Consider the following 15,442-nt stretch of genomic DNA (forward strand, 5'->3'; position numbering starts at 1 on the left):
TTTTCTATAAAGTGTACTTCCGCAAGTAGTGATGCTTCGCTTCCCCCTTGCGGAAGTATCACTTATGCGTTCTTCATTTCTTCAATTTCTTGCTTTGTCATTTGTTCTCGCCAAATGTTTGCACCAAGCCCTTTAAGCTTGTCCACTATATTCTCATAACCTCGATCAATATGCTCAAGTCCTGTTACTTCTGTAATTCCATCTGCCATTAACCCTGCAATAACAAGTGCCGCTCCTGCTCGTAAATCACTCGCCTTCACTTTTGCACCTTGCAGTAACACAGGACCAGTTACAATTGCCGAACGACCCTCTACTTTAATTTGAGCATTCATACGACGTAATTCATCAATGTGTTTGAAACGGGCACCGTAAATTGTATCTGTTACAACTCCCGTCCCGTGTGCCTTTGTTAAAAGCGTCGTAAACGGCTGTTGTAAATCCGTTGGAAAACCTGGATATACAAGCGTTTTGATATCAACTACTTTTAACTTTCTATTACCGTTCACCGTAATTTGATCATCGTTCGTTTCAACTTGAACACCAGCTTCTCTTAGCTTTGCAGTAACTGATTCTAAATGCTGAGGAATAACGTTATCAACCGTTACTTCTCCTCCTGATGCAGCTCCTAGAATCATATACGTACCAGCTTCAATACGATCTGGGATGATAGTATGGTGACAACCATGTAAAGAGTCAACACCATCTATTCGGATTACGTCAGTACCAGCACCTTTAATACGTGCTCCCATGCTTGTTAACAATGTAGCTACATCAATGATCTCAGGCTCTTTCGCTGCATTTTCAATAACAGTTCTACCTTTCGCTCGTACAGCTGCTAGCATAATATTAATCGTAGCTCCTACACTAACAACATCTAAATAAATACGTGCCCCGCGTAGCTCATCTGCTCTTAAATAGATGGCACCTTGTTCATTCGTAACATGTGCACCTAGCGCTTCAAACCCTTTAATATGCTGATCAATCGGCCTCGGTCCTAAATGACATCCACCCGGAAGCCCAATAACAGCTTTTTTAAAACGGCCAAGCATTGCACCCATTAAATAATAAGAAGCGCGCAATTTTTTCACTTTTCCATTTGGCAAAGGCATTGCAACCATGTTAGAAGGATCGACTACCATCTCTTCCTCCTGTCCATAAGTTACTTTCCCTCCAATTTCCTCTAGTAAGTCTCCTAACATTTTCACGTCCGAAATATTAGGGACACCACCAATAGTTACTGGAGTATCTGCTAAAATTGTCGTTGGAATTAATGCAACGGCACTGTTCTTTGCACCACTTACTCGAATTGTTCCATTTAAAGCTCTTCCGCCTTCAATTAGCAATTTTTCCATATTGAGCTCCCTTCTTGTGAATGTATTTACTTTCTATCTTTTTATAGAAAGCTCCCCTTAAGAATCTCAATTACTCTTTCCATCCCAAAACTCAATAAATAGGAAACCATTATCTTCATTTCTCCTGTAGCACGAATAGATAAAGATCAACTATTCATCGAATTCACTTTATCAATTTAGATACGTTATCACATTTATTAATAGGACTATGCACATTATTTTCTATTTAAAAACCAAAAATGATAAAATCTTTAGACTTGTTCACGCTTTCATTATACAACGAAAGGAAACCGTCTAAAAGACTAGACGGTTTCCAAAACGGAATTTTATTCTTACGCTTTACCGTTAGAACCGAATTCGCGAATTTTACCAATAACAGTTGCTTTGATAGCGTCGCGGCCAGGTCCGATAAATTTACGAGGATCGTAAACTTCTTGGTCTTTGTTTAATACTTCACGAACAGCTTTTGTAAACTCGATTTGGTTCTCAGTGTTTACGTTGATTTTTGAAGTACCTAAAGAGATAGCTTTTTCGATATCAGCAGTTGGGATACCAGTACCACCATGTAATACTAAAGGTACGCCAGTGAAGTCACGAACTTGTTCCATTTCAGCGAATCCTAAGTTAGGCTCACCTTTGTAAGGACCGTGTACAGAACCTAAAGCTGGAGCTAGGCAATCGATACCTGTTGCTTCAACAAGGTGCTTACACTCTGCTGGGTCAGCGTAAATTACGCCTTCAGCGATTACGTCGTCTTCTTGTCCGCCAACTGTTCCAAGCTCAGCTTCAACAGATACGTTACGAGCGTGTGCGTATTCTACTACTTGTTTAGTAGTTTCAACGTTTTCTTCGAATGGGTGGTGAGAAGCGTCGATCATTACAGATGTGAAACCTGCATCAATTGCTTCTTTACATTTTTCGAAGCTTGAACCATGGTCAAGGTGAATCGCTACAGGAACAGTGATGTTCATTTCTTCGATTAAAGCTTTAACCATAGCTACAACTGTTTTGAAACCAGTCATATGACGAGCTGCACCCTCAGATACACCTAGGATTACAGGAGATTTTTCTTCTTCCGCAGCAGCTAAGATAGCTTGAGTCCACTCTAAGTTGTTCATGTTGAATTGACCAACTGCGTATTTTCCTTCTAGTGCTTTGTTTAGCATTTCTTTCATAGAAACTAAAGGCATGGTGAATCCTCCTAAAAAACGTTTTTTGTATCCGATAAGTTCTTATCGCTGGTAGTATGACCAGAATAAGGTAAAATATGTATATCTACATACCGGACTTTTTTCTACACTCAATAGGATAACAACTTGTACTCAAAAACTCAACCGTATTCACCTGCACAATAGTCCATGTAAACGCTTTTTTCCATATTTTTTATAAAAAATTCATTTTTATGCCTCTACAGCGAGCTCATTTCTCACAGCTTGACGAATTTCATCAATATCAAATGGTTTAGCAAAATGCATTAAAGCTCCTAAATCTTTTGCTTCTTGGATCATATCAAGCTCTCCATAAGCAGTCATTAAAATTACTTTAATACTCTCATCAATTTCTTTTACATGCTTTAAAATCTCTATACCATCCATGCCTGGAATTTTCATATCTAACACTACTAAATCTGGATTATCTTTTTTCACGATATCTAAAGCTTGAAATCCATTCGCTGCTTGGAATGTCTGATAACCTTCTTTTTGGAACACTTCATGTAATAACACACGAATCCCATATTGATCATCAACGATTAAAATTTTACCTTCCATAATTCCCAACCTTTCTGTGTAAGTACAAGATTTAAAGCTTCTTATATCTTAACGATTTAATTTCGCTATTCTTTGGCAAATTCCTTCCTATTCTTTCTTATTTTACCGTTTCCTATTTTGTTATGCTACCCTACGATTTCACCTTTCTAAAAAAATAAATTATAATGAAAGCCGGCAAACACGTACGAAGGGAGTAACATTATGTTAAAAATTTTTTCAACTCAATTAAGTGGTTATTTCTCCAGAGTTTCTCAAAAAGAAGAAATGAATATAGAAGATAGCGCTCGTTTACTTGCTCAAGCACTAGTTGGCGATGGTTTCATTTATTTACATGGTACAAATGAAATGGAGGGCGTTGTTGCCGAGGCACTATTCGGTGCTGAACCAATGAAGCAAGCAAAACGCTTATTTGAAAATGGTAAAGAAGCAGAAGTAACCTCTGCGGATCGTGTACTTCTTATTAGCCGTTTTTCAACAGATGAAGCGGTTGTAGAAATTGCAAAAAAACTACAAGAAGAGGGACACTCTATTGTCGGCATTTCTGCTCTTCAAGAAGGTACGGAATCACTCGAACGATATACAGACGTACATATTGATACAAAACTGTTAAAAGGTCTTATTCCAGACGATGAAGGTAATCGCTACGGATTCCCAAGTTTAATAGTAGCCTTATTTGCTTATCACGGGATTAAATTTACAATCGATGAAATGTTAAATGAATATTAAAAAAAGCGCCTTATTTCAGGCGCTTTTTTTATTACTTGCTCTCTTTATTCGTAATAGAAGCTCTTACGAAGTCATGGAACAATGGTTGTGGACGGTTTGGACGAGAAACAAGTTCTGGGTGGAACTGTGCTGCCACGAACCAAGGATGATCTTTTAATTCAATGATTTCAACTAGACGACCGTCTGGGCTTGTACCAGAGAATACAAATCCTTCTTTTTCCATATCCGGACGGAACTGGTTGTTGAACTCATAACGATGACGATGACGTTCATATACAACCGGCTCATTATAAGCATTGTAAGCATTTGTTTCTTCAGCAAGCTTACATGGGTATAGACCAAGACGAAGTGTACCACCTAGGTCCTCTACATCTTTTTGTTCTGGTAATAAGTCGATGATTGCATATGGTGTGTCAGGGTTGATTTCAGAAGAGTTAGCACCTTCTAAACCTAATACATTACGTGCGAATTCGATTGATGCAAGTTGCATACCTAAGCAAATTCCTAAGAATGGAACTTTGTTTTCACGAGCATATTGAATCGCAACGATTTTACCTTCTACACCACGATCACCGAAGCCACCTGGTACAAGGATACCATCTGTATCGCCAACTAATTCTTTTACGTTTTCTGCTGTTACGTGCTCAGCATTTACCCATTTTACTTCTACATCTGTGTCGAATGAGTAACCAGCATGACGAAGTGCTTCTACAACAGAAATATAAGCATCTTGAAGTTCTACATATTTACCAACAAGAGCGATTTTTGTTTTCTTAGAAAGATTACGCACTTTGTTAACTAGAGCAGTCCACTCTGTCATATCTGCAGCTGGATTGTCTAATTTTAAGTGGTCACAAACGATTTGGTCCATATTTTGTTCTTGAAGAGATAATGGAACCGCATATAAAGTATCTGCATCGCGAGCTTCGATAACTGCTTTTGTATCAATGTCACAGAATAATGCAAGCTTGTCTTTCATATCTTGAGAAACAGGCATTTCTGTACGAACAACGATAATGTTTGGTTGAATTCCTAAGCTACGAAGTTCTTTAACACTATGTTGTGTTGGTTTTGTCTTCATTTCACCCGCTGCTTTTAAGTACGGGATTAACGTACAGTGAATGTACATTACATTGTCACGACCGATGTCGCTCTTAATTTGACGGATTGCTTCTAAGAATGGTAGAGACTCGATGTCACCAACAGTTCCACCGATTTCTGTAATAACAACATCCGCATTTGTTTCACGACCAGAACGATATACGCGTTCTTTAATTTCGTTAGTAATGTGAGGAATAACTTGAACTGTTCCTCCTAAATATTCACCGCGACGCTCTTTTTGAAGAACTGAAGAGTAAATTTTACCTGTTGTTACGTTGCTGTATTTGTTTAAGTTAATGTCGATAAAACGCTCATAGTGACCAAGGTCTAAGTCAGTTTCTGCGCCATCATCTGTTACGAATACCTCACCGTGTTGATATGGGCTCATAGTCCCTGGGTCTACGTTAATGTATGGATCAAACTTTTGAATCGTTACGTTTAAACCACGATTTTTTAAAAGTCTTCCAAGAGATGCTGCTGTAATACCTTTTCCTAAAGACGATACTACACCGCCTGTTACAAAAATATACTTAGTCATGAAAAAGCTCCCTTCTATTTTGCTGTTATATAATCACCGTTGCAAAGCGCAACGTATGTAGATAACACTGTATCCATCTTATTGTTAGACTCTTTCTATTTTCTAAACAAAAAACAAAAAAGAAAATTGCTCCCCTCATCACAAAAAGTAATAAGTAGGGAGCAATTTTCTTTTATATTTACACTTTAAAAGTATTATCGTCCTTTTTTAAAGAGCCCAAAAATGATTCTACATGGACGATAATGAAAAGTCAAGAACTACAGTTCTTCCTCTTCTTCTTCTTCAGTTTCGTCATACTCAAGTTCTTCTTCAGCGAAGTCGTCGTCATCTTCGTCTAAATCATCAAGATCGTCGTCATCTCCGTCTTCTTCTTCAAGAACCTTGTCCAAATCTTCTACATCATCATCTTCGTCTTCATTTACATCTGCATCGTCGAAGTCATCTTCATCTTCTTCAATGTAGTCGTCAAAACCGTCTTCTTCAACTTTACGTTTCTTCTTCGGTTTTGGTTGAGGCAAGATTTCTTCATCAATTTGCTCGTATGGGTACCAGCTGCGTAGCCCCCAACGATTTTCTCCTAAATTAATGAAACGTCCATCGATGTTTAAGTCTGTATAAAATTGTGCGATTTTCGCATTAACTTGCTCTTGAGATAGTCCCAGCACTTGAGCGATTTCTTGAACCAACTCGTTGAATGTCGTTGCTTGTTTTTTATCCCCTAAAACGCTATGTACAACTTCAATCATTGAACATTCTTTTAGCTCTTCTGGTGAATATTGCTTAAAATCCACTTATGCGGCACTTCCTTTCATCAAATATAACCTTATATATAACGGCCTGCTTAAAAAAATCCATACTATTCATTATAAACAAAAGTCGCACAAATATGCTACAAAAAAAACGGGAAACTTTTATAGGGTAGTAAAATTATAATTTGTCTGTTCCTTATTTCGGAAGCATATGGGCCCCTTGCAATACATACCTAATTTGCATTTCTGTATATTCTTCGAGCGTATACAGTTTTTGCAGCGCCCAGCGTCTAAATCCCCACATCTGTCCTTGTATAAAAATATTATGGGCAAGAAGCTGTATTTCTTTTTTATTTAATGTAAATGTTCCATTTTCCGTACACTGTTCTAAAATATTCTCGAACATTCCTACCATTTGAAACTCCTTTTCTAATACATACGGAAGTGATTCTTTCGGTAAAAAGCGTACCTCTTGATACATTATCAATACTTCTTCCTGTAATTCATCCATCACTTTAAAGTAATTCGTTATTGCTATCTTTAAACTTTCTACACTCCCTTTTTCTGTACAAACTACTTCCTCTAATCTTTCTTTTACATGTTCATAAATACTATCACAAACTAAATACAAAACATCATCTTTTGTACGAATGTACTCATAAAGTGTCCCTATACTAAATCCAGCCGCTTTTGCAATTTCTCTCGTTGTTGTACGCGGAAATCCTTTTTGTTTAAACAGTTGCACCGCACCTTTAATCATTTGCTCACGTCTTAACGCAACTAATTTTTCATCTTTCACCGATGCATGTACATTATGTTTAACCATTCCCTTCACCTCTCTCTATTATTTTTTGGAAGGAAAAAGCGTAGGAAAATACCTACGCTTTCGTTCCTACTTCGTTAACATACGAGAAATTACAAGCCTCTGAATCTCTTGTGTTCCTTCATATATTTGTGTAATTTTTGCATCTCGCATATAACGCTCTACTGGATAATCTTTCGTATAACCGTAACCACCAAATACTTGCACCGCTTCAGTCGTCACCCTCATCGCTGTATCTCCTGCAAATACTTTTGACATCGCTGACTCTTTTCCATACGGAAGCCCTTCTGATTCAAGCCAAGCCGCTTGATATGTTAAAAGGCGTGCCGCTTCTACATCTGTTGCCATATCCGCAAGTTTAAAGCCAATCCCTTGCTGCGCCGCAATTGGTTTTCCAAATTGATGGCGCTCCCTTGCATATTCTACAGAAGCATCTAAAGCCCCTTGTGCAATACCAACAGCTTGCGCCGCAATACCGTTACGACCTCCATCTAATGTTTGCATCGCAACTTTAAACCCTTGCCCCTCTTCTCCAAGTAGATTCTCTACAGGAATACGGCAATCTTCAAACATAATTTCAGTCGTTGGTGAAGAGCGAATCCCTAGCTTGCTCTCCTTCTTCCCAACTGAAAATCCCGGTGTATCACTTTCTACAATAAATGCACTCGTACCGCGCTGCTTTGATTCAGGATCAGTTAGCGCAAAAACAACGTAAATATCAGCAATACCGCCATTTGTAATGAAAATTTTTGATCCATTTAAAATATAATGGTCTCCATCTCTCTTTGCGATTGTCTTCATTCCACCAGCATCCGATCCAGATCCTGGCTCCGTTAAGCCGTATGCACCAATTTTCTTTCCTTCAGCCATCGGTCGTAAAAACTTTTGCTTTTGCTCTTCCGTCCCAAATTTAAAAATTGGCCATCCTGCAAGTGAAGTATGCGCGGACAGTGTTACGCCTGTTGAAGCACAAACGCGGGATAATTCTTCAATAGCGATTACGTACGCTAAGTAATCGCTTCCAATTCCACCGTACTCTTCAGGCCACGGAATACCGGTTAAACCAAGCTCTGCCATTTGATCAAATAATTCTCGATCAAATCGCTCTTCCTCATCACGCTCAGCTGCTGTTGGTGCCACTTCATTTTTAGCAAAATCTCGAACCATTTTTCTTATCATTTCATGTTCTTCTGATAGTTTAAAATGCATCTCCGTCTCCCCCTCGCCCTTTTATAAAGCACGGCTAATAACAAGTTTCTGTATTTCACTTGTTCCTTCATATATTTGCGTGATTTTCGCATCACGGAAAAATCGTTCTACTGGATAGTCTTTCGTATATCCGTAACCACCAAACACTTGCACCGCCTCAATCGCGACTTCAACCGCTGTCTTAGAAGCAAATAATTTCGCAATAGATGCTTCTTTACCGCATGGTAATCCCTGTGCCATAAGAGATGCCGCTCTATATACGAGTAACCTTGCTGCTTCGACACTTGTTGCCATATCTGCAAGCTTGAAGCCAATCCCTTGCTGCGCCGCAATTGGCTTCCCGAATTGCTCTCTTTCTTTTGCATAATCAATTGCACAGCCAAGCGCCGCTTCAGCAATTCCTAACGCTTGCGCACCGATTCCAATTCGCCCAACATCTAAATTCGCCATTGCCACCTTAAATCCTTGTCCTTCTTCCCCAAGTAAATTCTCAGCTGGCACTTTCATATCTTCAAAAGTAAGTTGTACTGTACGAGAACCGAGAAGTCCCATCTTATGTTCATCTTTTCCAATGATTAAACCAGGTGTATCTTTCTCTACTATAAATGCAGAAATACCACTTTTTCCTGCCTCTGGATTTGTAGAAGCGAATACAATGTATGTACTTGCTTCACCACCATTTGTAATAAACACTTTCGATCCATTAATAATATAATGATCACCTTTTTTCACAGCTCTTGATTTCAAACTCCCTGCATCTGATCCTGCATTTGGCTCTGTTAAAGCAAATGCACCTAAATATTCCCCAGTTGCAAGTTTAGAAACATATTTTTTCTTCTGTTCTTCTGTTCCGAAATATAAAATCGGATTCATTCCAACTGACGTATGTACAGCTAAAATTACACCAACTGTTGCACTTACCTTTGAGATTTCCTCAATTGCTAGAATGTAAGATATAAAGTCCATTTCTGCCCCACCGTATTTTGCAGGCGCTGGAATACCCATTAATCCAAGCTCACCCATCTTTTGCAAAATATCTTTCGGGAACACCCCTTGTTCCATACTAGGAACAAAGGGAGCTATTTCTTTCTGTGCAAAATCCCGAACCATTTTCCTCATCATTTGCTGATCTTCATTAAAACGAAAGTTCATATATTCCGCCTCCATTTGCTATATATCCTTTAAATAATTTGGTAAGACCACTATGTTGTAACAAAGGGGGCATTTATTCGTAAACGTAGAATCCACGACCTGTTTTACGCCCCTAACCATCCTGCATTCACATACTTACGTAATAACGGACATGGGCGATATTTACTATCTCCTAATCCTTCATGCAACACTTCCATAATGTATAAACACGTATCTAAACCGATAAAATCGGCGAGTGTCAAAGGCCCCATCGGATGGTTCATACCAAGCTTCATGACTTCATCAATTGCTTCTTTCGTCGCTACACCTTCATATAACGTATAAATTGCTTCGTTAATCATCGGTAGCAAAATACGATTTGATACAAAACCTGGGAAATCATTCACTTCAACTGGTACTTTCCCAATTTTTTTCGTAATATCTTCAATTGCTTCATATACCGCATCATCGGTAGCCAAACCACGAATAATCTCAACAAGCTTCATAACTGGAACTGGATTCATAAAGTGCATACCGATTACTTTTTCCGGACGCTTCGTTACCGCTGCAATTTCTGTAATTGGCAGAGATGACGTATTCGTTGCTAAAATTGCGTGTTCTGGAGCAATTTCATCTAGTTTCGCAAAGATTTTCTTTTTAATATCCATTTTCTCAACAGCTGCTTCAATAATAAGATCCGCTTCTTTCACACAATCTAAATCAAGCGTTACTGTAAGACGATTTAATGTGGCTTCCTTCTCTTCTTCCTTCATACGTCCTTTTTCTACTTGGCGTGCTAAGTTTTTCGTAATGATAGCCAATCCTCTATCTAATTGCTCTTGCTTTAAATCTTGTACCTTCACGTCATATCCTGCCATTGCACATACTTGTGCAATTCCTGATCCCATTTGCCCTGCACCAATTACAACAATGTTTTGTACACCCATTTTTCTTCCCCCTTAATTGTTAATAAATTTTATACCCTCGAACTTTAATTAGTGAACTTCAATCATCACTGCGTCCCCTTGACCGCCACCGCTACAAATCGAAGCAATTCCAATTCCACCGCCGCGCTGCTTAAGTGCATGGATTAGTGTAACGATAATGCGCGCTCCGCTTGCTCCAATTGGATGTCCCATCGCTACCGCGCCGCCATTTACATTCAATTTTTCCGGATCAATTCCTGCGATTTCTGTACTTGCAATTGCTACCGCTGCAAAGGCTTCATTAATCTCGAATAAATCAATGTCTTCAATTGTCTTTCCTGTTTTTTCAAGCAATGCGTTAATTGCATAACCTGGAGTTCTTGGGAAATCTTTAGATTCCACTGCAATTGCTGTATGCGCCAAAATTGTCGCTAATGGCTTTCTTCCTTCTTGCTTCGCTCTGTCTTCGCTCATTAATACAAGTGCGGCACCACCATCGTTTAGTCCCGGCGCATTACCAGCTGTCACCGTCGCTGTCTTATCAAATACAGGTTTTAACTTTGCTAACTTTTCAATCGTTGTATCTTCACGTGGCGCCTCATCCTTTGCAACGACAATAGGATCGCCTTTTCTTTGCGGAATCGTTACTGGCACGATTTCCTCTTCAAAACGCCCTTCTTTATGCGCTGAAACCGCACGCTGATGGCTACGATATGCCCATTCATCTTGCGCTTCGCGAGAAATTCCATCTTCCTTTGCAACTTCTCCGCCATAAACGCCCATGTGTGTACCTGAAAATGCGCATGTTAAACCGTCAGCAACGTTTAAATCAATAACTTCGTTGTTGCCCATTCTGTATCCCCATCTTGCTCCACGTAAAATGTAAGGACTGTTACTCATCGACTCCATACCGCCAGCTACAATCAGTGATTGATCGCCAGTACGAATAATCTGATCCGCTAACGTAACCGCACGAAGCCCTGATGCACAAACTTTATTCACTGTTTCCGTCTGCACTTCCCAAGGGATTCCAGCAGCCCTCGCAGCTTGGCGCGATGGAATTTGTCCCTGCCCACCTTGAATAACCGTTCCAAATATAACTTCTTCAACATCACTAGCCGCAACATTTGCTCTTTCAAGTGCTGCTTTAATTGCAATTCCTCCAAGTTCCGTCGCTTTTACATCCTTTAAAGATCCTCCAAATTTTCCAACTGGTGTTCTTGCAGCACTTAAAATAACTGTTTTACTCATGTTTCTTTCCCCCATTTCATTTTTTAACACTGAGCGCTCGCTCGGTATCCCTACGTTGAGAAGAGGTGCAATCATTGCACCTCCTTCTAAAGTTGTATACATTCTTACAAACTACATTGCTTCTTTTTTCTGTCCGATAACAGATCGTTCTAAAATCTCTGTCACATCAAGAGTTTGAACTTTCTCTTCTACCTCTTTCGCTTTCGTTCCATCACTGATCATCGTTAAGCAATATGGACAACCTGTACCGATAATGGATGGCTGTACAGCTAATGCTTGTTCTGTACGAGCAACGTTAATACGAGAACCTGTTGTTTCTTCCATCCACATTAAGCCACCACCTGCGCCACAGCACATTCCAGTTTCACGGTTACGTGCCATTTCTACAAGATTCACTCCAGGAATCGCTTTCAAAATGTCACGTGGCGCTTCATACACTTCGTTGTATCTTCCTAAATAACAGGAATCATGGTACGTAACTGTTTCTTCAATAGCGTGAACAGGCTTTAAGCGCCCTTCTTTCACCCACTGAGCTAACAATTCTGTATGATGATAGACTTCTGCTTGCAAGCCAAAGTCCGGATACTCATTTTTAAATGTGTTATAAGCATGAGGATCAATCGTAACGATTTTCTTCACTCCTGCCTTTTCAAATTCTTCGATATTCTTTGTCGCCATCTCTTGGAATACAAATTCATTTCCGAGGCGGCGTGGTGTATCTCCAGAATTCTTTTCTTTATTACCGAGAATTGCGAATGAAATACCTGCTTCGTTCATTAACTTCGCAAACGATATCGCAATCTTCTGACTACGATTGTCGTATGATCCCATTGAACCAACCCAGAATAAATACTCGAATTCCTCCCCAGCTTTTGATTTTTCTTTTACAGTTGGAACTGTTACTTCGTCATCACCTTGGCGCCATGTTTCACGCTCTTTACGGTTCAGACCCCACGGATTCCCTTGACGCTCGATATTTGTCATCGCGCGTTGTGCTTCCGCGTCCATTTTTCCTTCTGTTAAAACGAGATATCGACGTAAATCAATAATTTTGTCAACATGCTCATTCATAACTGGGCATTGATCTTCACAGTTACGACACGTTGTACATGCCCAAATCTCTTCTTCTGTAATAACATCTCCGATTAAACTCGGATCGTAAGCGAGCGTTGTAGACGCTGATTCTTGTTGTCCTTTTCCAGCTGCCATCATCGCTAACTGATTTCCTTGTGTATTATTGAAGGCAACTACTGGAACCCACGGTGCTTTTGATGTTACCGCAGCTCCTTTATCAGTTAAATGATCGCGAAGTTTTAAAATTAAGTCCATCGGCGATAACAGTTTTCCTGTTCCTGTCGCCGGACACATATTTGTACAACGGCCACACTCTACACAAGCGTATAAGTCAATAAGTTGATTTTGTCTAAAGTCTTCAATTTTACCAACACCAAATGTTTCTTGCGTTTCATCTTCAAAATCAATCTTTTCAAGCTTCCCTGGGTTTGAAAGACGACCGAAGAATACATTAGCTGGTCCTGCAATTAAATGCGCATGTTTTGATTGTGGAACATACACTAAAAACGTTAACAAAATTAGTAAATGCACCCACCAAGAAAAATAGAACACTGAAATAGCTACGGTTTCATTTATCCCGCTAAAAACGTAAGCGATTGCAGAAGCAATTGGTTCACTCCATGAAAGCTCCTCGCCATGCCATATAAGTCCCATACCGTTACCAAGTAGCACAGAAATCATTAAGCCACCGATAAAGATAAGAACAAGACCTGATTTGAAGTTACGTTTTAAACGAACAAGCTTTTCTACATAACGTCTATGAAAAGCCCAAAATACTGCAATTAAAATAACAAGTGTGACAATTTCCTGGAAGAATGTAAATGCAGGGTATAGTGGTCCAAGTGGAAGATGTGATCCTGGTGCGAGTCCTTTCCAAACGAAGTCAATTGCTCCAAATTGGACAAGAATAAATCCGTAAAAGAACATAACGTGAATGATGCCGCTTTTCTTATCTTTCAGCAGCTTTTTTTGACCGAAAACATTGACCTTAAGGAGATCCCAACGCTCTTTAAAACGACGGTCAAATTCAATTTTTTTTCCTAATTGTATGTAGGCCATTCTCGTCCGTATAAGATATACAAACAAATATCCTGCATAAGCAATAACAGCAATGGCAGCCAGCCAATTAATGATCAGTAAGCTATTCATTTTTATGCTACCCCTCTCTTTGTAAGCCCTCTTTCTTTTTTGAATCTTCAAAAATATATAATTTTCTGAATTATATCCCCTATCCCCATTATATAATGAGTGAGCATTCAGTCAACAGTTTTTTGTTATAGAACAACACATTTTTTCATAAAGCTGTTTATTTCGGTGAAACTATAAAGTGAAACTTTAATCAGCAGGGGTGGTTCATCCCCCGCTGATTATTAGTTGAACCAATCGGGCTTTTACGGGCAGTTGATTTCCAAACTAGCTTCTGCTTATTCATCAATTTTTGAAATAGGAAGCTTACTGCCCGTTAAAGCGGGATAAAGTGAACCTTTAATCAGTACAAGATCTATCCTCTAAAGAAATTTATAATAACAGCCGTGCTACCCGTATCATTTGTAACACACTGAAGGTGAAAAGAATGCGAAGGAGGGAATTCACTAATGCTCTACTTATCTCTTTTGTTAATATCCGTTGCTCTTTGGATTACAATTGACCTTTCATACGGGAGACTTCTTCATTTAAAACGAGTAAGCTCTCGCACTTTCCCTTTACGTCAAAGTGATTTTCACCTTTATACATACGGGAAAGATTTGTATGACGCTTTATTTACTGATATAAAACAAGCACAGCATCACATTCATATTTTATTCTTCATTGTAAAAAACGATAAAATCAGTCGTGAATTTTTAAAATTGCTGATTGATAAGGCTCAGGAAGGAATTGAAGTACGACTTTTACTTGATCGATTTGGCAGCCATTCTTTATCAAACGAAGCTATTCGCTCCCTGCAAAAACATGGTGTATCTTTTTCATTTTGTCATAAGGTAAAATTTCCTCTGCCTTTCTTTTCTGCCAATCAACGAAATCATAGGAAAATTACAGTGATTGATGGGAAAACCGGCTATATCGGGGGATTTAATATCGGTGAAGAGTATCTAGGGCATAATGAATATTTAGGATTATGGCGAGACTACCATTTACGTCTTACAGGAGAAGGGGTTCAAGATTTACAAAAGCAATTTTTGCATGACTGGTTTGATGATACGAAACAAAATTTATTAGATGCTTCTCTTTATTTTCCAAAACAAAACCCAGGTACCATCCTGCATCAATTTATTCCGACTGATGGGGCTTATTTACAGCATACTTTTTTACATTTAATTAACGCGGCAAAAAAAGAAATCTGTATCGGTACACCATATTTCATTCCTGGAAAAAAAATTATGAATGCCTTATTAAAAGCAAGAGAAAGAGGGGTTCAAATCACAATTCTTGTTCCAGAAAAAGCTGATCACCCTCTTGTTCGAGAAGCCAAATTTCCGTACTGCCGAAAATTAATACAGGCGGGTTGCAATATTTATGCATTTCAACAAGGTTTTTTTCACGCCAAAATTATTATAGTAGACGATGATATTTGCGATATCGGAACAGCAAACTTTGATATGAGAAGTTTATATATTAACCATGAAATAAACTGCCTGTTATATAATAAACATTTCATTCAAACAGTAAAAAAGAAATTCCATGAAGATCTAGATAATGCATCTGTACTTTCCTATAGCGATGTAAACCCGCCTTCTCTTATCGATAGAGGAAAGGAATGGATTGGAACAATATTTGCTTTCTTTTTATAGGAAA

Annotated in this window: 12 protein-coding genes and 1 pseudogene; 2 read left to right on the forward strand and 11 right to left on the reverse strand. The window is 38.9% G+C overall.

Annotation, left to right across the window (positions count from 1 at the left end):
- Positions 1 to 62: 62 nt before the first annotated feature.
- From murA to spo0F, 3 genes are all read right to left on the reverse strand, one after another.
- Complete coding sequence (gene murA, locus BC_RS26605; RefSeq protein WP_000413268.1) at positions 63 to 1,352, reverse strand: UDP-N-acetylglucosamine 1-carboxyvinyltransferase; 1,290 nt, start codon at positions 1,350 to 1,352, stop codon at positions 63 to 65.
- 332 nt (positions 1,353 to 1,684) lie between these two features.
- Positions 1,685 to 2,542 carry a class II fructose-bisphosphate aldolase gene (locus BC_RS26610; protein WP_001131855.1) on the reverse strand — a complete coding sequence of 286 codons (858 nt, stop codon included), beginning with the start codon at positions 2,540 to 2,542 and terminating at the stop codon, positions 1,685 to 1,687.
- A gap of 210 nt (positions 2,543 to 2,752) precedes the next feature.
- Positions 2,753 to 3,121, reverse strand: a complete 369-nt coding sequence (spo0F, locus tag BC_RS26615; protein ID WP_000398594.1) for a sporulation initiation phosphotransferase Spo0F — start codon at positions 3,119 to 3,121, stop codon at positions 2,753 to 2,755.
- A 201-nt stretch (positions 3,122 to 3,322) separates the two neighbouring features.
- Between spo0F and BC_RS26620 the strand changes: the two genes are divergently transcribed.
- Positions 3,323 to 3,847 (forward strand): DUF2529 domain-containing protein, encoded by a 525-nt coding sequence (locus tag BC_RS26620; protein ID WP_000912402.1) that lies wholly within the window; start codon positions 3,323 to 3,325, stop codon positions 3,845 to 3,847.
- 31 nt (positions 3,848 to 3,878) lie between these two features.
- Here the strand turns inward: BC_RS26620 and pyrG are convergent, their stop codons facing one another.
- From pyrG to BC_RS26660, 8 genes and pseudogenes are all read right to left on the reverse strand, one after another.
- Positions 3,879 to 5,486, reverse strand: a complete 1,608-nt coding sequence (gene pyrG, locus BC_RS26625) for a CTP synthase (protein ID WP_000170460.1) — start codon at positions 5,484 to 5,486, stop codon at positions 3,879 to 3,881.
- A 257-nt stretch (positions 5,487 to 5,743) separates the two neighbouring features.
- Entirely contained in the window at positions 5,744 to 6,277 is a 534-nt protein-coding gene (gene rpoE / locus BC_RS26630) for a DNA-directed RNA polymerase subunit delta (protein WP_000346278.1), read from the reverse strand.
- A 154-nt stretch (positions 6,278 to 6,431) separates the two neighbouring features.
- Positions 6,432 to 7,061, reverse strand: coding sequence for a TetR/AcrR family transcriptional regulator (locus tag BC_RS26635; protein WP_000238605.1), 630 nt, complete (start codon positions 7,059 to 7,061; stop codon positions 6,432 to 6,434).
- Positions 7,062 to 7,127: 66 nt separating this feature from the next.
- On the reverse strand, positions 7,128 to 8,267 hold the full coding sequence (gene acdA, locus BC_RS26640) for an acyl-CoA dehydrogenase AcdA (protein ID WP_000545544.1): 1,140 nt from the start codon (positions 8,265 to 8,267) through the stop codon (positions 7,128 to 7,130).
- 21 nt (positions 8,268 to 8,288) lie between these two features.
- Positions 8,289 to 9,419 (reverse strand): acyl-CoA dehydrogenase, encoded by a 1,131-nt coding sequence (locus BC_RS26645; protein ID WP_001011162.1) that lies wholly within the window; start codon positions 9,417 to 9,419, stop codon positions 8,289 to 8,291.
- 73 nt (positions 9,420 to 9,492) lie between these two features.
- Positions 9,493 to 10,345 (reverse strand): annotated as a pseudogene (locus tag BC_RS26650) (3-hydroxybutyryl-CoA dehydrogenase).
- Between the two features lie 48 nt (positions 10,346 to 10,393).
- A complete protein-coding gene (locus tag BC_RS26655; protein WP_002195957.1) occupies positions 10,394 to 11,677 on the reverse strand; it encodes an acetyl-CoA C-acetyltransferase in 1,284 nt (427 codons plus the stop codon).
- 9 nt (positions 11,678 to 11,686) lie between these two features.
- A complete protein-coding gene (locus BC_RS26660; RefSeq protein ID WP_001086770.1) occupies positions 11,687 to 13,798 on the reverse strand; it encodes a heterodisulfide reductase-related iron-sulfur binding cluster in 2,112 nt (703 codons plus the stop codon).
- Positions 13,799 to 14,244: 446 nt separating this feature from the next.
- Between BC_RS26660 and cls the strand changes: the two genes are divergently transcribed.
- On the forward strand, positions 14,245 to 15,438 hold the full coding sequence (cls, locus tag BC_RS26665) for a cardiolipin synthase (RefSeq protein ID WP_000966421.1): 1,194 nt from the start codon (positions 14,245 to 14,247) through the stop codon (positions 15,436 to 15,438).
- Positions 15,439 to 15,442: the final 4 nt, after the last annotated feature.

Source organism: Bacillus cereus ATCC 14579 (assembly GCF_000007825.1).
GTDB classification, from domain to species: domain Bacteria; phylum Bacillota; class Bacilli; order Bacillales; family Bacillaceae_G; genus Bacillus_A; species Bacillus_A cereus.